Below are 18,385 nucleotides of genomic sequence, written 5' to 3'. Positions count from 1 at the left end.
GGCATGCGCGGCGCGCGCATGCCGCGACGACGGCTTACGGCTCCAGATGCAGTTCCTGGATCTTGCGCGTGATCGTGTTGCGGCCGATGCCGAGCCGCTCGGCCGCCTCGACCTTGCGGCCGCGCGTGAAGTCGAGCGCCTCGCGGATCACGGCAGCCTCGAAGCGACGTGCGAGTTCGTCCATCACGTCGGCGGAATTTTCGCGCAGCAGTCGCGCGACTTCGGTACGCAGCCCGCTCTCCCACATCGGATAGCCGGCCGGCGCGCCGTTCGATGCGGCCGCAACGGGTGCGCTCGCGAGCGTCGCCGCACCGACCGACGGCTGCACGCGCGACACGTCGCCGCCGCCGAGGGCCGCGGGCGCGTCCGCGCCGTCGACGGCTGCCGTCACCGGCGCGCCGCTCGGCACGAGATCGGGCGGCAAGTCCTTGATCTCGACCGTCTGCGCGGGCGCCATCACCGTCAGCCAGTTCGCGAGGTTCTCGAGTTGCCGCACGTTGCCCGGAAACGGCAGCGACGTCAGATACGCGAGCGCTTCGTCGGACACGCGCTTCGGCTCGACGCCGAGATCGCGCGCGCTCTTCTGCAGGAAGTGGCGCGTGAGCAGCGGAATGTCTTCGCTGCGTTCGCGCAGCGGCGGCAGGCGCAGGCGGATCACGTTGAGCCGGTGGTAAAGGTCCTCGCGGAACAGCCCCTGCCGCACGCGCGATTCGAGGTTCTGGTGCGTCGCGGCGATCACGCGCACGTTCGCGCGCAGCGGGTTGTGGCCGCCGACCCGATAGAACTGGCCGTCCGACAGCACGCGCAGCAGGCGCGTCTGCAGGTCGAACGGCATGTCGCCGATTTCGTCGAGGAACAGCGTGCCGTTCTCGGCCTGCTCGAAGCGGCCCTGGCGGGTCGTCTGCGCGCCGGTGAACGCGCCGCGCTCATGGCCGAACAGTTCGGATTCCAGCAGATCCTTCGGGATCGCGGCGGTGTTCAGCGCGATGAACGGGCCGTTCGCGCGCGGGCTGTGACGGTGCAGCGCCCGGGCGACGAGCTCCTTGCCGGTGCCCGACTCGCCGGTGATCAGCACCGTCGCGGCCGAATGCGACAGCCGGCCGATCGCGCGGAACATGTCCTGCATCGCCGGCGCCTGCCCGAGCATCTCGGGCGCCTCGGCCACGCGTTCGTCCTGCGGTGCGCCGCCGCGCAGGCTTTCCTCCACCGCGCGGCGGATCAGTTCGACCGCCTTGTCGACGTCGAACGGCTTCGCGAGGTATTCGAACGCGCCGCCCTGGAACGCGGCCACTGCGCTGTCGAGATCGGAGAACGCCGTCATGATGATGACGGGCAAGCCGGGCAGACGCTCGTGCATCGCCTGCAGCAACTCGAGGCCCGAGCCGCCCGGCATCCGGATGTCGGATACGAGCACCTGCGGCGACTCGTGATCGAGCGCGGCCAGCGCATCGCGCACGTTCGCGAAGCTGCGCGTCGCGAAGCTGTCGCGGGCGAGCGCCTTTTCGAGCACCCAGCGAATCGATTGATCGTCGTCTACTATCCAGATCGGCTTCATAGGTCGGTCAGATATTGGTGAATCCGGTGAATCGCCATGCCGCCGCTCAGTGATCGAGCGGCAACAGGATCTGAAATTCGGTACGTCCGGGCCGGCTCTCGACCTCGATCATCCCGTCGTGCTGCTGCACGAAGGTTTGCGCGAGCGTGAGGCCGAGCCCGCTGCCGTCGTCGCGCCCGGACACGAGCGGGTAGAAGATGCGGTCGCGAATCTCCTCCGGAATGCCCGGCCCGTTGTCGACCACGTGCAAGTCCAGTGCCAGCCGGTACAGGCGCTTCGCGATCGTCACCTTGCGCGCGATGCGCGTGCGCAATTCGATTCTCGCGTCGCCCTGCGCGATGCGTTCGCGCAGCGCCTGCGCCGCATTGCGCACGATGTTCAGCAGCGCCTGGATCAGCTGCTCCTTGTCGCCGCGCAGGTCCGGCACGCTCACGTCGTAGTCGCGCTCGATCGTGAGGCCGCGCGGAAACTCCGCGAGCATCACCGCGCGCACGCGTTCGCATACTTCATGAATGTTCACGTCGCCGACGATGTGCGGATGCCGATGCGGCTCCAGCAACCGGTCGACGAGCGTCTGCAGGCGGTCGGACTCCTTGATGATCACCTGCGTGTATTCGCGCAACTCGCCACGCTCGCGCTCGCCCAGCTCGAATTCGAGCAGCTGCGCGGCGCCGCGAATGCCGCCGAGCGGATTCTTGATCTCGTGCGCGAGATTGCGGATCAGCTGCTTGTTGACCGCGGTCAGGTCGTGGATGCGCTCCTCGCGATCGGTGCGCGACTGGCGTTCGTTCTCGAACAGCTCGACGAGCACGAAATCGGGCGCGGTCTCGAGGAAGCCGACGATCGCATGCACGTGCAACGCCTCGTGGCCGGGCCGATCGAGCACGGTGTCGAGATGCGTCGCGTGAAAGCGCTCCTCGCCGATCGCGGTGATCGTCGACGCGAGCTCGTTCGCGTTCGGGAAGATCTCGCCCCACGGCCGCTGCGCGAGCTGCCGGCGCGAGATGTCGAGCATCGCCTCCGCGGACGGGTTCGCGAACGCGACCCGCAGCGTCTTGCGGTCGAGCACGAGCACGACCGTCGGCAGCGCTTCGAGCCCGGCAAGCAGCCCGGAGCGCGCGAGCCGCTCGTCTTCCGTCAGTCGCTCGGGCTGCCCCGTCTTCGCCTTGATCAGATTCTTCAGAGCCATCGTGCGTATCGTCGCGCCCCACCGGGGCCGTGAATGAGGAATTTCGGAACAAAAAAGGGACGGCTGGACGCCGTCCCCTTTCAGACTCCGCCGCTCCCGCCGCACACTGCCCGACGGGAACGAAGCGGCGTGACGGCGCTGACTGGAAGCGCCATCGCCACTTACAGCGAGTAGTACATCTCGAACTCGATCGGATGCGTCGTCATGCGGAACTTCGCCAGCTCCTGCTCCTTCAGCGCGAGGTACGCATCGATCATGCCGTCGGTGAACACGCCACCGCGCGTCAGGAACTCGCGATCCTTGTCGAGTGCTTCCAGCGCCTGGTCGAGGCCTGCGCAGACGGTCGGGATCTTTGCATCCTCTTCCGGCGGCAGGTCGTACAGGTTCTTGTCGGCTGCTTCGCCCGGATGGATCTTGTTCTGCACGCCGTCGAGGCCCGCCATCATCAGCGCGGTGAAGCACAGGTACGGGTTGGCCATCGGGTCCGGGAAGCGCGTTTCGATGCGGCGACCCTTCGGGTTCGACACGTGCGGAATGCGGATCGATGCCGAACGGTTGCGCGCCGAGTAGGCGAGCTTCACCGGTGCTTCGAAGTGCGGCACGAGACGCTTGTACGAGTTCGTCGTCGGGTTCGTGATCGCGTTCAGTGCACGGGCGTGCTTGATGATGCCGCCGATGTAGAACAGCGCGAATTCCGACAGGCCGGCGTAGCCGTTGCCCGCGAACAGGTTCTGGCCGTCCTTCCAGATCGACTGGTGAACGTGCATGCCCGAACCGTTGTCGCCGACGACCGGCTTCGGCATGAACGTCGCCGTCTTGCCGTACGAGTGCGCGACGTTATGGATGATGTACTTCGACCATTGCGTCCAGTCGGCGCGTTGCACGAGCGTCGAGAACTTCGTGCCGATTTCGTTCTGGCCCTGGCCCGCGACTTCGTGGTGGTGCACTTCGACCGGAATGCCGAGCTGTTCGAGCAGCAGGCACATTTCCGAACGCATGTCCTGGAACGTGTCGACCGGCGCGACCGGGAAGTAGCCGCCCTTCGTGCCCGGACGGTGGCCGGTGTTGCCGCCTTCGAATTCCTTGCCTGCCGACCACGGTGCTTCTTCGGAGTTGATCTTCACGAAGCAGCCCGACATGTCCGTGTTCCACTGGACCGAGTCGAAAATGAAGAATTCCGGCTCCGGACCGAAGTACGCGGTGTCGCCGAGGCCCGTGCTCTTCAGGTACGCTTCGCCGCGCTTCGCGAGCGAGCGCGGATCGCGCTCGTAGCCCTTGCCGTCGGCCGGCTCGACCACGTCGCAGGTCATCACGAGGGTCGACTCTTCGTAGAACGGGTCGATGAACGCCGCGGTCGGATCCGGCATGAGCAGCATGTCCGACGCCTCGATGCCCTTCCAGCCGGCGATCGACGAACCGTCGAAGGCATGGCCGCTTTCGAACTTGTCTTCGTCAAACGCCGAAACCGGCACCGACACGTGCTGCTCCTTGCCGCGCGTATCCGTGAAGCGGAAATCGACGAACTTGACGTCCTCGTCCTTCACGAGCTGCATGACGTCGGCGACGGTTTTACTCATAACCTCTTCTCCTGATTGAACAATTCCGGCGGACTGGGAACCGCCTCGTTTATCGAGCTGCCCGGAGTCTGGCTTTGGCGCAGCGCGCCCCGGGTCGACCGAATTCTATATAGCAGCTTCCGTGCCAATCATCGCAAATCCGACGCGAATCGCGCCGGCCCGCGCCGCAGCGGGGCCGCGCTGCGCGATTCCGGGGCCACGGGACGCACCGGCATTCGCGCTTTGGCACCTCCATGGTGCAACGAGCGTGTGACAGCATTTTGCGAGCGCCGATTCGGTGCATGCACGCCATTCTGCACTTTTTTGGTGAACCCGTGCGCGGTGCATGCGGCCGGCCAGCGTACCGACGTCCGCGCGGCAGCGGCGCGCTAGAATGTTCGTTTGACCGATACGGAGACCTCCTGCCATGAGTACGCTCGACCAGCTTTACGCGAAGGCCGATCAACGCCGCGCCGAGAGCGCGCTCGACTATGCGGGCGCCCTGCTGCCCGTCGAGGCGTTCGAACTGCTGCAGCTCGACCCGTCCGCCCGCCTCGTCGACGTGCGCACGCGCGCCGAGCTCGACTGGATCGGCCGCCCGCTCGTCGGCGACGGCCAGTATCTGCACATCGAGTGGACGCGCTATCCCGGCGGCGTGCCGAACACGGAATTCGTCGAGCAGCTGAAGGCGGCCGTGTCGCCCGATACGCCGGTGCTGTTCCTGTGCCGCAGCGCTGCACGCTCGAAGCTCGCGGCAGTTGCGTCCAAGCAGGCCGGCTTCACGAAGGCTTTCGATCTGCTCGAAGGGTTCGAGGGCGGCAAGGATGCCGAAGGCCATCGCAAGACGGTCGACGGCTGGTGCTTCCGGAAACTGCCGTGGATCGGCGCCTGAACGCGCATCCGTTCCCGCACGCCCGACTGCGACATCGTCGAGCCGGGCGATGACACCCCGATGACGGGCCGCGTTGCGCGGCCCGCTTCTTTTGCACGGCCCGTTCAGCGGGCCAGGTAGTTGTGCGCGCCGAGAGAATCGTGCGCGATCTACGCGACGCTCACGCCCGCGGCGCATCGGGCTCGACGACGTCGCCGCCGAGCAGATGCACGCCTTCGCGCAGCTTCACGAACGCGGCCGCGACCGCTTCAGGCTCGCCCTTCACGCCGAGGTCGATGTGCCGGCGCGCATAGATGCCGCCGCGCTCGGCGTCGCCGACGCTCGGCAGGCTGAACACGCGCACGCCGGGGAAGTCGCGTTCGATCCGCTCCATCAGCGGCGTCAGCGTCGACTCGGGCAGCTCGAACACGTACAGCGAGCGCTCCGCGTGCGGCGTCGCATGGTGCAGATGCGCGTACTTCGTGTCCAGCACCCATTCGATCATCGGCCACGCCATCACCGGGAAGCCCGGCACGAAATGCAGATCGCCGACGGAGAAGCCGGGAATCCGGTTGTAGCCGTTCGGGATGATCGTCGCGCCGACCGGGAATACGCCCATGTTGAAACGGTGCTGGTTCTCCGGCGAATCGAAGTCGACCGGCGCGCTTGCGTCGGGCTGCGTCTCGCGGATGCGCTCGGCGATCAGCGCGCGCGCTTCCTGGTGCAACTCGAGCGGCACGCCGAGCGCGGCGGCCGCACACTGGCGCGTGTGGTCGTCCGGTGTCGCGCCGATGCCGCCCGTCGAGAACACGATGTCGCCGGATGCGATCGCGCGGGCGAGCGTCGCGGTGATCCGCGCGGGATCGTCGCCGACGTATTCGGCCCAGTCGAGCGCGAGCCCGCGCGCGCCGAGCAGCTCGATGACCTTCGCCAGATGCTTGTCCTGCCGGCGGCCGGAAAGGATTTCGTCGCCGATGATGATGATGCCGATGCTCATGCCTGCCCCATGTCGATTGCGGTGGCGCGCGAACTCGCGCGCAGGTCGTCCAGCGCGCGCAGGCAATAGTGCCCGAACCACAGCGCCGAGAAAACGAGAATGAAAGCGTAAACCCAGATCATGGCCGCCGCGACGAACGGAAACAGCACCATCATCCAGACCGACGACACCCACACGAAAGTCGGCACGGTGCCGAGCAGGCCGGTCGCGACGCCGATGCCGATCAGCGGCCAGCGGTGGCGCCGCACGAGCTCGCGGCGCTCGTCGCGGCTCGCGTGCAGCGCGAGCGCGTCGTAGGTCATCACGCGATAGGTGAGCCAGCCCCAGATCACCGGCGGCAGCAGCGCGAAGAACGGCGGAATCAGCCACAGCGGGATCGTCACGACGAGCAGCACGACGCCGACCAGCGCCGCGCCGAGCGAATTGACCACGCTGCCGAAGAAGGTGCCGCCGCGCTTCGCGGCGAGTGCGGCGAACTGCCGGCTCGCCAGATGCTTGATCACGACCGGCATCGAGATCGTCGCGATCAGCAGCAGCACGGTCAGCACGATCAACGGGATCGCGAGCGACACGACGATGAACGGCGCGACGACCGCATGCAGCTGCGACATCCCCAACGCATCGAACGCGCGGTACAGCGCGGCGGTCAGCACGAAGCCGTCGAGCGCGCCGCGCGCGGCGTCGATCAGCGTCTGCCACGAGAACCACAGCACGACGCCCCAGAACAGCGCCGACACGACGAACGGCATCAGCGTGAGCCACAGCATGCGCGGATGCAGCGCGCTCGCGAATGCGCGGAGGAAGGAGCGCAGCAGATCGTTCATGCGGACCCTGTATCGACGATGAAAAACGGGGAAAGGATAAACCACGCGGCCCGCATGCGCCAAAGCACATGCGGGCCGCGCAGGCTACCGCTCGACGGGAAACGACGGGTCAGGCCGATGCCGCACCGCGCTTCGCCGGCACGAGCCGGCGGAAGATCCGCACGAACGCGAGGCCGTGCTGCGCCCAGAAGCCGTCGCCGTAGGACACGCCCTCCATCTGCTCGCGGATGCCGGTCGGCTCGACCGTGCGGTTCCACGACGCGGTGCCGAACATCATGTCCCACCACGGGAACAGCACGCCGAAGTTGCAGCCGTACTTGGTGCCTTCGTGACCGTAGCCGACCGCATGATGACGCCGGTGGAACGTCGGGCTCACGATCAGGCGCTCGCCGAGCCAGCCGAGGCGCAGCCGCACGTTCGCATGCTGGATGCTCTGGATGAAGTTCGTGAACGCGGTCAGCACGACGAACTGCGACGGCGTCACGCCGATCACGAGCGCGATCGTCGCGAAGAAGCACGACTGGATCACGTTGTCGAGCAGGTGGTTGCGGTCATCGCACCACAGCGACATCTGCCGCTGGCTGTGATGCACGGCGTGCAGCTCCCACCAGATCCCGAACTTGTGCTCCCAGCGGTGATACCAGTAGCCGGCGAAATCGAGCACCACGAGGTAGATCGCGAACGCGACGATCGGCTGCGACGTCACGCCCGGCCACAAATAGTCGAGATTGACGTTCGACACGCCGTGCAGCCGCAACCAGCCCTGCAAACGGTCGAACAGCGGCTGCAGCGCGAAGAAGAAGAACAGCGAATAGATGCCGAGCTTCGCGATCGCCGTGTAGATCACGTCGACCCGCACCGCGCGGCGGTTGGTCCAGCGTTCGACCGGCAGCAGCGCCTCGAGCGGGCGCAGCACCGCGAACATCAGGACCATCTGCAGCGCGCCGACGATCACCCAGTACAGCGCGTCGTAGGTGCCCTCGTCGTAGCCCATCAGGTTGAACTTGAACAGCAGCGGCTGCACGACGTCGATGTACAGCCAGGTCTGGATGTCCGACACGAACGCATCGATCAGGTGCAGCATCGTTCGTCTCCGCTCGTCACGCGCCGTTCGCCGCCTTCCAGGGCGCGCGGTCGTAGAAGTAGATACCGTGCGGCGATCGGCCGACGGAAATCGTCTGCACCAGCTTGCGCGACGCGAGATCGATGATCCCGACCTTCTTCGCGAAGCGGAACGTCACCCACAGCGTCTTCCGGTCGGCGGACAGCTCCATGTCGTCCGGCCCCGGCAGCAGGCCAGTGATGTCGCCGACGTTGGTGAGCGTGTTTTCGTCGATGATGCTGATCGTGTTGGCGACGCGGTTGGTGATCGCGACGTGCGTGCCGTCGGCGAGCGAACGGAAGTTGTGCGCGCCGTTGCCGGTGACGATCTGCTTGACGATCTTCTGGTTGCGCCAGTCGACCACCGCGACGTAATCCGAGCCGGTCATCCCGACCAGCAGGTATTTGTCGTCCGGCGTGAGCCACAGGCCGGCCGGCACCTTGCCGACCTTCATCCGCCACTTGAGCGTCTGCGTCGCCAGATCGACCGCCGCGATCTCGCCGGACACCTGCAGCGACACGAGCACCGTTTTGCTGTCCTTCGTGAACGCGAGGTGGCTCGGCATCACCGCGAGCGGCAGGCGCTTCGCGAGATGCACGTCGTGGCCGTCGTACGTATAGATGTCCAGGCGATCGAGGCGCAGCCCGGTCGACACGAACCACTTGCGATCGGGCGAGAAGCCGAGCTGGTAAGGATCTTCGATGCCTTCGACGGTGCGCTGCAGCTTGCCCGTTTTCGGATCGACGAACATCAGGCTGTTCGAGACCGAATTCGCGACGATCAGCGACGAATTGTCGGGCGTCGCCATCAGGTGATGCGGCTCCTTGCCGGTCGGCATGGTCGCCACGACTTGACGGGTCTGCTGATCGATCAGGGAAAGCGTCGCCTCGGCCGAGTTGAGGATGATCACGTTATTCGCGTGTGCGGCGGGCGCCAGCACGGCGGCGGCCAGCGCGAGCGTGCGGCCGAAGGAGAGGAAAGTGCGCATGAAGACTCACGTCGTGGAACTACTGTCATTGTAAAACGCCCGACCGGCCCGCCCGGTTGACCGCGGACAGCATTGCGCCATTTCGACGCACGCCGCGACGACCGGCCGTGGCCGCTCGCCATGACGTGCATCCGGCCGCGGCGGCGCTAGCGCTGCATCGACTCCCACACCTTGTGCAGACGCTTGACAGAGACAGGCATCGGCGTGCGCAGTTCCTGCGCGAACAGCGAAATGCGCAGTTCCTCGAGCAGCCAGCGGAATTCCGCGAGCCGCGGATCGACGACGCCGCCGCGCTGCGACACCGCGCGCTGGTACTGCTGGACGAGCGGCTGCAGCTCGGCGAACTGCTTCGCGTCGCGCGCCGGGTCCGCCTTCAGCTTGTCGATCCGCAGCGCGATGCCCTTCAGATAGCGCGGAAAGTGCGCAAGCTGCACGTAAGGCGTGTCGATCACGAAGCGCTTGCCGACCAGCGCCGCGAGCTGCTGCTGCAGATCGGCGTGCGCTTGCGCGAACGGCTTCGCCTGCGCGAGCTTCTTCGCGAGCCCCGCGTATTCGGCGAGGATCTGCGCGACGAGCCGCGCGATCTCCTGCGCGAGCAGGTTCAGGCGGCTGCGGCCCTCGTCGCGGCGCGCGTGGAAGCTCGCGTCGTCGTCGGGCAGCGGCTCCTGCAGGCACGCGCGGTCGAGCGCCGTGTCGATCAGCTGATCGCGCAGTTCGTCCTGCGTACCGAGCGACATGTACTGCATCGCCATCTCGCGCAGCCCCGGCAGGTTCTTCTCGAGGAACTTGATCGGCTCCTTCAGCTGCAGCGCGAACAGCCGCCGCAAGCCCGCACGATGGATGCGCGCGGCTTCCTCGGGCGAGTCGAACACCTCGACGTCGCAATGCGTGCCGCGATCGACGAGCGCCGGATAGCCGTACAGCGTCTGGCCGCGCCGGCGGATCTCCAGCAGCTCGGGAAGCTTGCCGAAATTCCACGTCGTCAGGTTCTCGTACAGCGCGGTCGCGCCGGCTTCCGCGGGCGCCGCCGTGTGCGGCGCCGCGCCCCTGGCCGGCTTGCCGCCCTTCGCCAGCGCGCCTGGCGCACCCGCTCCGCCCGGCGCCGATGCGCCGGCCGGGGCGTCGCCGGCCACATCGCCGCTCGCCGCGATCGACGACGCGGCCGCGATCTTCTGGAACTGCTGCTGCGCCTGCGCGCCGAGCTCCTGGCGCAGCTGCGCGAGATTGCGGCCCATCGCGAGCTGGCGCCCGTGCTCGTCGATCACCTTGAAGTTCATGAACAGGTGCGCGGGCAACGTCTCGAGCTTGAAGTCGGCCGTCTTCATCGCGACCTGCGTTTCGCCGCGCACGTCGGCGATCAGCGCGTCGACGAGGCCGCCCGCGCCGAAGCGCTCGCGACCCATGCGCTCGACGAAGCCGGCCGCGTACTCGGGCAGCGGCACGCAGTGCCGGCGCAGCTTCTGCGGCAGCGACTTCAGCAGCAGCTGCACCTTCTCCTTCAGCATCCCCGGCACCAGCCATTCGCAACGGCGCGCGTCGACCTGGTTCAGCGCGTACAGCGGCACCGCGAGCGTCACGCCGTCGCGCGGCGTGCCGGGCTCGAAATGGTAGGTGAGCGCCATCTCGACGCCGGCCATCGTCATGCGCTTCGGGAACAGCTCGGTCGTCACGCCGGCCGCCTCGTGACGCATCAGGTCGTCGCGCGACAGATACAGCAGGCGCTGCTTGTCCTCCGGCTGACCGCCCTTCTTCACCTCGTCGCGATACCAGCGCTCGAACGCCGCACCCGTATGGATGCCTTGCGGAATCGCCTGGTCGTAGTACGCGTAGATCAGCTCGTCGTCGACCAGCACGTCCTGGCGGCGCGACTTGTGCTCGAGCTGCTCGATGTCGGCGAGCAACTTGCGGTTGTGCGCGAAGAACGGCAGCCGCGTGTCGAATTCGCCTTCGACCAGCGCGCCGCGGATGAACAGCTCACGGGCGCGCGCCGGGTCCTGCCGGCCGAACGCGACGCGCCGCCGATGGTAGATCGGCAGCCCGTACAGCGTCGCGCGCTCGAACGCGCTGACCTGCGCGGGACGCTTCTCCCAATGCGGCTCCGACAGCGACTTCTTCAACAGATGCGCGCCGACCTTCTCGACCCACTCCGGCTCGATCTTCGCGAGGCAGCGCGCGTACAGCCGGCTCGTCTCGACGAGCTCGGCCGCCATCACCCAGCGGCCGGCCTTCTTCGCGAGCGCGGAGCCCGGCCACAGATAGAACTTGATCCCGCGCGCGCCGAGGTAATGCGGATCGTCGTCGGCCTTCAGGCCGAGGTTGCCGAGCAGGCCGGTCAACAGGGCCAGATGAATCTGCTCGTAGGTTGCCTCGGCTTCGTTCAGACGCCAGCCGTGCTCGCGCACGACCGTCAGCAGTTGCGAATGAACGTCGCGCCATTCGCGCAGCCGCAGGTGCGACAGGAAGTTCTGGCGGCACGCATCGACCAGCTGGCGGTTCGATTTCTTGTGCGCGACGGCCTCTTCGAACCACGCCCAGATCTTCAGCCATTGCAGGAATTCGGAGCGCTCGTCGGCGAACCGGCGGTGCGCCTGATCGGCCTGCTCCTGCGCGTCGCTCGGACGGTCGCGCGGATCCTGCACCGACAGCGCACTCGCGATGATCAGCACTTCGCGCAACGCCTGCTGGTCGCGCGCGGCGAGGATCATCCGGCCGACGCGCGGGTCGAGCGGCAAGCGCGCGAGCTCGCGGCCGAGAGGCGTCAGCGCGTTGTCGTCGTCGACCGCGCCGAGCTCGTTGAGCAGCTGATAGCCGTCGGCGATCGCACGGCCGGGCGGCGGCTCGAGGAACGGAAACGATTCGATCGCGGTGAGGTGCAGCGACTTCATCCGCAGGATCACCGCCGCGAGCGACGAGCGCAGGATTTCCGGATCGGTGAAGCGCGCGCGCGCCTGGAAGTCGCTTTCTTCGTACAGACGGATGCAGATGCCGTCGGCCACGCGGCCGCAGCGGCCCGCGCGCTGGTTCGCGGCGGCCTGCGAGATCGACTCGACCTGCAGCTGCTCGACCTTGTTGCGGTACGAATAGCGCTTCACGCGCGCCAGGCCGGTGTCGACGACGTAGCGGATGCCCGGCACGGTCAGCGACGTTTCGGCCACGTTGGTGGCGAGCACGATGCGGCGCGCGTTCGACGCCTTGAACACCTTGTCCTGGTCGGCCGCCGACAGCCGCGCGAACAGCGGCAGGATCTCGGTGTGCGGCGGATGGTGCTTGCGCAGCGCCTCGGCCGCGTCGCGGATCTCGCGCTCGCCGGGCAGGAACACCAGCACGTCGCCGGGGCCTTCGCGGCACAGTTCGTCGACCGCGTCGACGATCGCGTCCATCAGGTCGCGTTCGGCCTCGCGCGCGGTCTTCACGCGGTCGCGCCCGCCGGTGCCTTCGGCGTTCTTCACGGCCGGGCGGTCCTCGGCCACCGGCCGATAGCGGACCTCGACCGGATACAGCCGCCCGCTCACCTCGATCACGGGCGCCGGGCGCGCGTCGCTGCCGAAATGGCGCGCGAAGCGGTCGGCGTCGATCGTCGCGGACGTGACGATCAGCTTCAGGTCCGGCCGGCGCGGCAGGATCTCCTTCAGGTAGCCGAGCAGGAAGTCGATGTTCAGGCTGCGCTCGTGCGCCTCGTCGATGATCAGCGTGTCGTACGCCTTCAGCAGCGGATCGTTCTGCGTCTCGGCGAGCAGGATGCCGTCGGTCATCAGCTTGACCGACGCGCCCGGCGCGAGGTTGTCGGTGAAGCGCACCTTGTAGCCGACCACTTCGCCGAACGGCGTGCCGAGCTCCTCGGCGATGCGCCGGCCCGTCGACGACGCGGCGAGCCGCCGCGGCTGCGTGTGGCCGATCAGGCCCGTGCCGCCGGCGCCGAGGCCGCGGCCGAGATCGAGGCAGATCTTCGGCAGCTGGGTGGTCTTGCCCGAACCTGTTTCGCCGCAAACGATGACGACCTGATGCGCGGCGATCGCGCGCGCGATCTCGTCGCGCCGGCCCGACACGGGCAGGCTTTCCGGATAGCTGATCTTCGGGACGGGGTTCGGTGCGATCGGCGCGCGCGGCGCACGTTCGCGACGCGGCGTACGCTCGCCGTCGGCCGCGCGCGTAGCCGGCGCGGCCGGCTGGCCCGCATCGCGGCGCCGTTCGTCGTCGCGCGGCGGCTTGCCGCCCTGCCGCGATTGCTGCTGCCGGCCCGGCTGCTGACGCGCATCGGCTGCACCGTCCGGGTGCTGCGCCGGGTCCGCGTTGGCCCGCGTCGGCGCGGGACTTTTAGGTACATTCGACATGGGGGCGCATTATAATCCCGCCCATGAATTCCCAAACCGACCTCCCTCCCGCCCAGACCGGCGCCACGACGCCGCCGGCTCCCGACGATTCGGCCGTCAGCCACGCGCAGTTCGTCGACTGGATGCGCTCCGTCGCGCCCTATATCCACAAGTTCCGCAACAGCACGTTCGTCGTGGGGTTCGGTGGCGAGGTGGTGCAGCAAGGGCTGCTGAACGCGCTCGTGTCGGACATCGCGCTGTTGCAGGCGATGGGCATCCAGATCGTGCTGGTGCACGGCTCGCGGCCGCAGGTCGAGGAGCAGCTGAGCCTGCATGGCGTCGAGTCGGAGTTCTCGCACGGGCTGCGCATCACCGATGCGCGCGCACTCGAATCGGCGAAGGAGGCGGCCGGCGAAGTGCGACTGGACATCGAGGCCGCGATCAGCCAGGGGCTGCCGAACTCGCCGATGGCGCATGCGCACATCAGCGTCGTGTCCGGCAACTTCGTGACCGCACGGCCGGTGGGGATTCTCGACGGCGTGGACTTCGCGCACACCGGCATCGTGCGCAAGATCGACGCCGAGTCGATCCGTCATTCGCTCGCGAGCCGCAAGCTCGTGCTGCTGTCGCCGCTCGGTTTCTCGCCGACCGGCGAGGCGTTCAACCTGTCGATGGAAGACGTCGCGTCGGCCGCCGCGATCGCGCTGCGCGCCGACAAGATCATCTTCCTGACCGAAGCGCCCGGCATCGTCGACGACGAAGGCGAGCTGGTCCGCGAAATGTCGCTCGATGCGGCCGCCGAGCTGCTCGATTCGGGCAACATTCAGGGCGACGATGCGTTCTTCCTGAAGCATTCGATCCGCGCATGTCGCGGCGGCGTGACGCGTGCGCATCTGATTCCGCAATCGCTCGACGGCAGCATGCTGCTCGAACTGTTCCTGCACGACGGCGTCGGCACGATGATCTCGTACGAGAATCTGGAGAGCCTGCGCGAGGCGACGCCGGACGACGTCGGCGGCATCCTGTCGCTGATCGAGCCGCTCGAGTCCGACGGCACGCTGGTGCGGCGCGGGCGTCACCAGATCGAACGCGACATCGACCATTTCTCGGTGATCGAGCACGATGGCGTGCTGTTCGGCTGTGCGGCGCTGTATCCGTACCAGCAGGAAAAGATCGGCGAGATGGCGTGCCTGACGGTGGCGCCGGAAGCGCAGGGTTCGGGCGACGGCGAGCGCCTGCTCAAGCGCATCGAGCAGCGTGCGCGCGCACGCGGGCTCACGCATATCTTCGTGCTGACGACGCGCACGGAGCACTGGTTCCTCAAGCGCGGCTTCGTCAAGGTCAGCGTCGACGACCTGCCGGAAGACCGCCGCAAGCTCTACAACTGGCAGCGCAAGTCGCTCGTGCTGATGAAGCAGCTCTGAGCGCAGGTACGACTGCCCTTCCCCCAGACCGATTACAGGAGAAGTACACGATGGCTCGAATGATCCAATGCGCGAAGCTCGGCAAGGAAGCCGAAGGTCTCGATTTCCCGCCGCTGCCGGGCGAGCTCGGCAAGCGCATTTACGAAAGCGTCTCGAAGGAAGCATGGCAAGGCTGGCTCAAGCAGCAGACGATGCTGATCAACGAGAACCGCCTGAACATGGCCGACCCGCGCGCGCGTCAGTACCTGATGAAGCAGACCGAGAAGTATTTCTTCGGCGACGGCGCGGACCAGGCGTCCGGCTACGTGCCGCCGACCGAAGGCTGACGCGATGCGCGTTGCGACGGGGGCGTCGCGGCGCGATGTCGAGCAAACGGCACCGTGCATCGCGCGGTGCCGTTTGCTTTTGGGGATGTGCGAGCGGAACGGTGCGGTGCTTGCGCGCGGTCCGTTCGCTGCGGCCCGCAAAAATATTTGAAGAAAGTACTTTACGAAGCGAAAAAGCTCTGACATAATTTCAGCTTCTTTGGGCGGTTAGCTCAGCGGTAGAGCACTGCCTTCACACGGCAGGGGTCACTGGTTCGATCCCAGTACCGCCCACCAAAGATTCGAAGGGCCGGCAATCGCCGGCCCTTCTTGCTTTCCGGGTCAGCACTTGGCGAAGTGTTCGTCAAGTGTCCTCTCGCCCAACCGGATTGTTGGCACGTTCTTGTCACACTTCTTCTTCGAGGTGTCTGGTGCCAACCATTCGCAAACGCGGCGACTGCCAATTTCAGGCGATCGTCCGTCGTCAGGGATCCCCCCACTAACCAAAACCTTCATCAGTCGCAAAGAGGCTGAGGCCCGGGCTGCCCGCATCGAATCCGAAATGCTGGCCGGGTCGTTCTCGAGGCCGACCGAATCCAGCAAAACGCCGTTGAGCAAACTGCTGATCCGGTACCCGCCAACGAGCACTCCGAGCAACGCGATAAACGCGGCATTGAGGTCAGCCATGATTTTCCTTCTTCATTTGGCAAAGGCCGGGTGTAGTCCGAATGCGGGAACTAATATCAACTACCAGCCGAGTCCATCGCTACGCGGCCTAACGCGAGAGCGGCATTAAAAAATCGCCCCGATTGAGGGCGATTGCGGTGCTCCTCGTTACATCAACCTTTCACGGTGCTATGAGTGCTCTTGGTGACGACCTACCAGTGACCACTCAACTCTGGCCGAACGATACGAGCAACCGCCGCAAAAGCAATCCGTCTTCGCTCTTCATTTGTCGAAACGCGGCCAAGCATCCGCGCCGAGTCGCCCAAAAAGCGACCTATTGGCACCGCAAACCTGACCGAGCGGTTGATGAAGCCTAGGCGCGGCGAATCAGCTACTACCCGAAGTAGATGACCATCAGGCAAATGAAGGGCTGCGAGCGCACGTGTGAACGGAGGTTGGTATCATGGCGGCGACCAAACGAAGCCACACCCTAAGAGCAAGAAGAGACCTATCCAATGGATGCCAACGCAATAACGTTGCTCGATATCTTCGAGAAAAAGATGCGCCTAGAGATTCCCACTTTTCAACGCCAATACGTCTGGCGACGGGAACATCAATGGGAACCGCTTTGGGAAGACATTGCCCGCAAGTTCTCCGAGTTCATCGAAGATAGAAAAGATGCTCCGGTTCACTTCCTTGGAGCGATGGTTATCGACCAAAAGCAGACGCAAACTGGCAAAGTCGAGCGACGTAGCGTCATCGACGGACAGCAGCGACTCACTACATTTCAAATTTTCCTCGCGGCATTCCGGGACTTTTGCCGTGCCGAAGGCTTGGATGACTTCGCCGAAGAGTGCGATGCCTACGTCACGAATAAAGGGCGCATGGCAGAGTCGGAAGTTGAACGTTTCAAGGTTTGGCCAACACTCTCCGATCGAGCTCAGTTCACATCCGTGATTTTGGCTGGATCAAAGGCAGCACTGGAAGCTGCCTATCCGCTGATTCGCGAGAAGTACGCCCGCAAGCCCTTACCTCGCCCCAGAATGGTCGAGGCATATCTGTTCTTCTATGACCAGCTCGCCGAATTTTTCAAAGGCTCCGAGGGGATACCTGCGGTCGCCGAGAATATGCCGCTTGCCGATCGTGTCGAAGAGTGCTTCGAGGCACTGAAAACCGCCCTCAAAGTCGTGGCCATCGATCTTGATCGCGAAGATGATGCTCAAGTTATCTTTGAGACTCTCAACGCGCGCGGCGAACCCCTTCTGCCGGCAGACTTGCTGCGTAACTACATCTTTCTGCGCGCGGCTCGCCAAGAAGAGGCCCAAGAGAAACTTTATGAACAATATTGGGCAGGGTTCGATCAGATTTTTTGGCGAGAAGAGGTAACACAGGGCCGTCTCAAGCGGCCGCGTAGCGACCTGTTCATGCAGCACTTCCTCGCCAGCAAACAGGCGCGCGACATTCCCATTAAACATCTTTTTGTTGAGTATAAATACTGGATCGAACGTGACAAGCCATTTTTGACGGTCGAAGATGAACTGATAGCGCTTGTTAATCAGCGGGATTCGTATAGACGAATTGCACCGGACAGTGATGACCAGACGTTCAGCAAACTTGCACACTTTCTTGACGTATTCGACGTGAGCACGGTCTATCCGCCGCTGCTTGCCATGTTCGATCGAGGCGCCACAGATGTTGAAGCGTTGCGTGCGGCAGAAATGTTGGAAAGCTATCTGATCCGACGCGCAGTGTGCGGCGCGGAAACGAAAGCATACAACCGTATTTTCATGGGCTTGACCCGTGCGATTCGCGAAAGTGGCCCCACCGCCAAAGTCGTGTATGATTATCTTTCATCCCTCCGCAGTGCAACCGACCAATGGTTAAGTGACGAGGTATTTGCTCGCGCCTGGATGAGCAGCGACATTTATAACGTGCTCAACAACCGACGTCTCACCTACATCCTAGCTCGGGTGAGCGAAACCTATCGATCGGCAAAAACTGAAGTTATTAAATTCGACAGTCAAGTCACGATTGAGCATGTGATGCCGCAAAGCTGGATCGAGCACTGGCCGCTTCAAAACGGGTTACAGGGCGTTAAGGATGCCTGGCTTCGTGACGAAGAAACGCCCGAAATTTTGGCAAGTAAACGTCGAGACAATTTGATACACACGTTTGGGAATCTCACGCTAATCACCGGCAGCCTCAATAGCGCGATAAAGCACGGCGCTTGGGTAGAAAAACGCGCTGGCATTCTGGCCAACTCCGTCCTACCGATCAACGGGAGACTATCGCAATACGATAGCTGGGACGAGGCTACTATCGAACAGCGCGGGCACGAACTTCTTGAGCGAGCACTCAAGATATGGCCGCGCGCCGAACCGCATCTGATCGCAGTGCCGGCAGAAGCGGAATGAACCGCTAACTGTGACTCGAACTCAGCGCACAACGCGGCAACCACATCTGCAAGCGGAAGAGATGAGGAGCAGTCCATCTGCTCCTCGACCATCGTTGAGCAAACGCGCAGATTTCGCGCCGAGCCGTCGTCGAATCAACGCGCGTATCGCCCCCGCGACGCGTTCATGAATGCCGCCCCGCTCA

The 18,385-nt window shown here is 65.1% G+C and carries 13 protein-coding genes and 1 tRNA gene; 5 read left to right on the top strand and 9 right to left on the bottom strand.

What is annotated here, in order from left to right; all coding sequences use genetic code 11:
• Nucleotides 1-34: 34 nt before the first annotated feature.
• The 3 genes from ntrC to glnA all read right to left on the bottom strand — a co-directional run bounded on the left by ntrC (nucleotide 35) and on the right by glnA (nucleotide 4,321).
• Nucleotides 35-1,555, bottom strand: a complete 1,521-nt coding sequence (gene ntrC, locus C3Y15_RS05675; RefSeq protein ID WP_011885434.1) for a nitrogen regulation protein NR(I) — start codon at nucleotides 1,553-1,555, stop codon at nucleotides 35-37.
• A gap of 46 nt (nucleotides 1,556-1,601) precedes the next feature.
• Nucleotides 1,602-2,744: a nitrogen regulation protein NR(II) gene (gene glnL / locus C3Y15_RS05670; RefSeq protein ID WP_014723296.1), complete on the bottom strand. Its 1,143-nt coding sequence runs from the start codon at nucleotides 2,742-2,744 to the stop codon at nucleotides 1,602-1,604.
• 161 nt (nucleotides 2,745-2,905) lie between these two features.
• Complete coding sequence (gene glnA, locus C3Y15_RS05665) at nucleotides 2,906-4,321, bottom strand: type I glutamate--ammonia ligase (RefSeq protein WP_011885436.1); 1,416 nt, start codon at nucleotides 4,319-4,321, stop codon at nucleotides 2,906-2,908.
• A 406-nt stretch (nucleotides 4,322-4,727) separates the two neighbouring features.
• Here glnA and C3Y15_RS05660 point away from each other — a divergent pair, with 406 nt between their 5' ends.
• Nucleotides 4,728-5,192: a rhodanese-like domain-containing protein gene (locus C3Y15_RS05660; protein WP_011885437.1), complete on the top strand. Its 465-nt coding sequence runs from the start codon at nucleotides 4,728-4,730 to the stop codon at nucleotides 5,190-5,192.
• A 160-nt stretch (nucleotides 5,193-5,352) separates the two neighbouring features.
• On the opposite strand, the gene C3Y15_RS05655 is transcribed toward C3Y15_RS05660, so the two are convergent.
• From C3Y15_RS05655 to hrpA, 5 genes are all read right to left on the bottom strand, one after another.
• Entirely contained in the window at nucleotides 5,353-6,168 is an 816-nt protein-coding gene (locus C3Y15_RS05655) for a molybdopterin-binding protein (protein ID WP_011885438.1), read from the bottom strand.
• On the bottom strand, nucleotides 6,165-6,992 hold the full coding sequence (locus C3Y15_RS05650; RefSeq protein ID WP_059474586.1) for an EI24 domain-containing protein: 828 nt from the start codon (nucleotides 6,990-6,992) through the stop codon (nucleotides 6,165-6,167). The genes C3Y15_RS05655 and C3Y15_RS05650 overlap by 4 nt, the downstream gene beginning before the upstream one ends.
• Before the next feature lie 109 nt (nucleotides 6,993-7,101).
• A complete protein-coding gene (locus tag C3Y15_RS05645; RefSeq protein WP_011885440.1) occupies nucleotides 7,102-8,076 on the bottom strand; it encodes a sterol desaturase family protein in 975 nt (324 codons plus the stop codon).
• 16 nt (nucleotides 8,077-8,092) lie between these two features.
• On the bottom strand, nucleotides 8,093-9,082 hold the full coding sequence (locus C3Y15_RS05640) for a beta-propeller fold lactonase family protein (RefSeq protein ID WP_011885441.1): 990 nt from the start codon (nucleotides 9,080-9,082) through the stop codon (nucleotides 8,093-8,095).
• Between the two features lie 146 nt (nucleotides 9,083-9,228).
• The gene (hrpA, locus tag C3Y15_RS05635; RefSeq protein WP_124259917.1) at nucleotides 9,229-13,413 is read right to left on the bottom strand and encodes an ATP-dependent RNA helicase HrpA; all 4,185 of its coding nucleotides are present in this window, start codon (nucleotides 13,411-13,413) and stop codon (nucleotides 9,229-9,231) included.
• Between the two features lie 23 nt (nucleotides 13,414-13,436).
• On the opposite strand from hrpA, the gene argA reads away from it, so the two are divergent.
• From argA to C3Y15_RS05620, 3 genes are all read left to right on the top strand, one after another.
• A complete protein-coding gene (argA, locus tag C3Y15_RS05630) occupies nucleotides 13,437-14,816 on the top strand; it encodes an amino-acid N-acetyltransferase (protein WP_014723300.1) in 1,380 nt (459 codons plus the stop codon).
• Nucleotides 14,817-14,866: 50 nt separating this feature from the next.
• Complete coding sequence (locus C3Y15_RS05625; protein ID WP_006478357.1) at nucleotides 14,867-15,142, top strand: oxidative damage protection protein; 276 nt, start codon at nucleotides 14,867-14,869, stop codon at nucleotides 15,140-15,142.
• Between the two features lie 201 nt (nucleotides 15,143-15,343).
• Nucleotides 15,344-15,418 (top strand) — tRNA-Val (locus C3Y15_RS05620).
• A gap of 45 nt (nucleotides 15,419-15,463) precedes the next feature.
• Here the strand turns inward: C3Y15_RS05620 and C3Y15_RS05615 are convergent.
• On the bottom strand, nucleotides 15,464-15,808 hold the full coding sequence (locus C3Y15_RS05615) for a hypothetical protein (RefSeq protein ID WP_059696978.1): 345 nt from the start codon (nucleotides 15,806-15,808) through the stop codon (nucleotides 15,464-15,466).
• Nucleotides 15,809-16,302: 494 nt separating this feature from the next.
• On the opposite strand from C3Y15_RS05615, the gene C3Y15_RS05610 reads away from it, so the two are divergent.
• Entirely contained in the window at nucleotides 16,303-18,201 is a 1,899-nt protein-coding gene (locus C3Y15_RS05610) for a DUF262 domain-containing protein (RefSeq protein WP_059475965.1), read from the top strand.
• Nucleotides 18,202-18,385 lie beyond the last annotated feature (184 nt).

The sequence above is a fragment of the Burkholderia sp. B10 genome (genome assembly GCF_004368385.1).
In the GTDB taxonomy this organism is placed as follows: domain Bacteria; phylum Pseudomonadota; class Gammaproteobacteria; order Burkholderiales; family Burkholderiaceae; genus Burkholderia; species Burkholderia vietnamiensis.
Note: the sequence above shows the minus strand (reverse complement) of the source record. Positions and strands in the feature narration are given on the sequence as shown.

Bases quoted from the DNA above. Each gene is read 5' to 3' on its own strand.
- ntrC (WP_011885434.1), bottom strand. From the start codon at position 1,555: ATGAAGCCGATCTGGATAGTAGACGACGATCAATCGATTCGCTGGGTG.
- glnL (WP_014723296.1), bottom strand. From the start codon at position 2,744: ATGGCTCTGAAGAATCTGATCAAGGCGAAGACGGGGCAGCCCGAGCGA.
- glnA (WP_011885436.1), bottom strand. From the start codon at position 4,321: ATGAGTAAAACCGTCGCCGACGTCATGCAGCTCGTGAAGGACGAGGAC.
- C3Y15_RS05660 (WP_011885437.1), top strand. From the start codon at position 4,728: ATGAGTACGCTCGACCAGCTTTACGCGAAGGCCGATCAACGCCGCGCC.
- C3Y15_RS05655 (WP_011885438.1), bottom strand. From the start codon at position 6,168: ATGAGCATCGGCATCATCATCATCGGCGACGAAATCCTTTCCGGCCGC.
- C3Y15_RS05650 (WP_059474586.1), bottom strand. From the start codon at position 6,992: ATGAACGATCTGCTGCGCTCCTTCCTCCGCGCATTCGCGAGCGCGCTG.
- C3Y15_RS05645 (WP_011885440.1), bottom strand. From the start codon at position 8,076: ATGCTGCACCTGATCGATGCGTTCGTGTCGGACATCCAGACCTGGCTG.
- C3Y15_RS05640 (WP_011885441.1), bottom strand. From the start codon at position 9,082: ATGCGCACTTTCCTCTCCTTCGGCCGCACGCTCGCGCTGGCCGCCGCC.
- hrpA (WP_124259917.1), bottom strand. From the start codon at position 13,413: ATGTCGAATGTACCTAAAAGTCCCGCGCCGACGCGGGCCAACGCGGAC.
- argA (WP_014723300.1), top strand. From the start codon at position 13,437: ATGAATTCCCAAACCGACCTCCCTCCCGCCCAGACCGGCGCCACGACG.
- C3Y15_RS05625 (WP_006478357.1), top strand. From the start codon at position 14,867: ATGGCTCGAATGATCCAATGCGCGAAGCTCGGCAAGGAAGCCGAAGGT.
- C3Y15_RS05615 (WP_059696978.1), bottom strand. From the start codon at position 15,808: ATGGCTGACCTCAATGCCGCGTTTATCGCGTTGCTCGGAGTGCTCGTT.
- C3Y15_RS05610 (WP_059475965.1), top strand. From the start codon at position 16,303: ATGGATGCCAACGCAATAACGTTGCTCGATATCTTCGAGAAAAAGATG.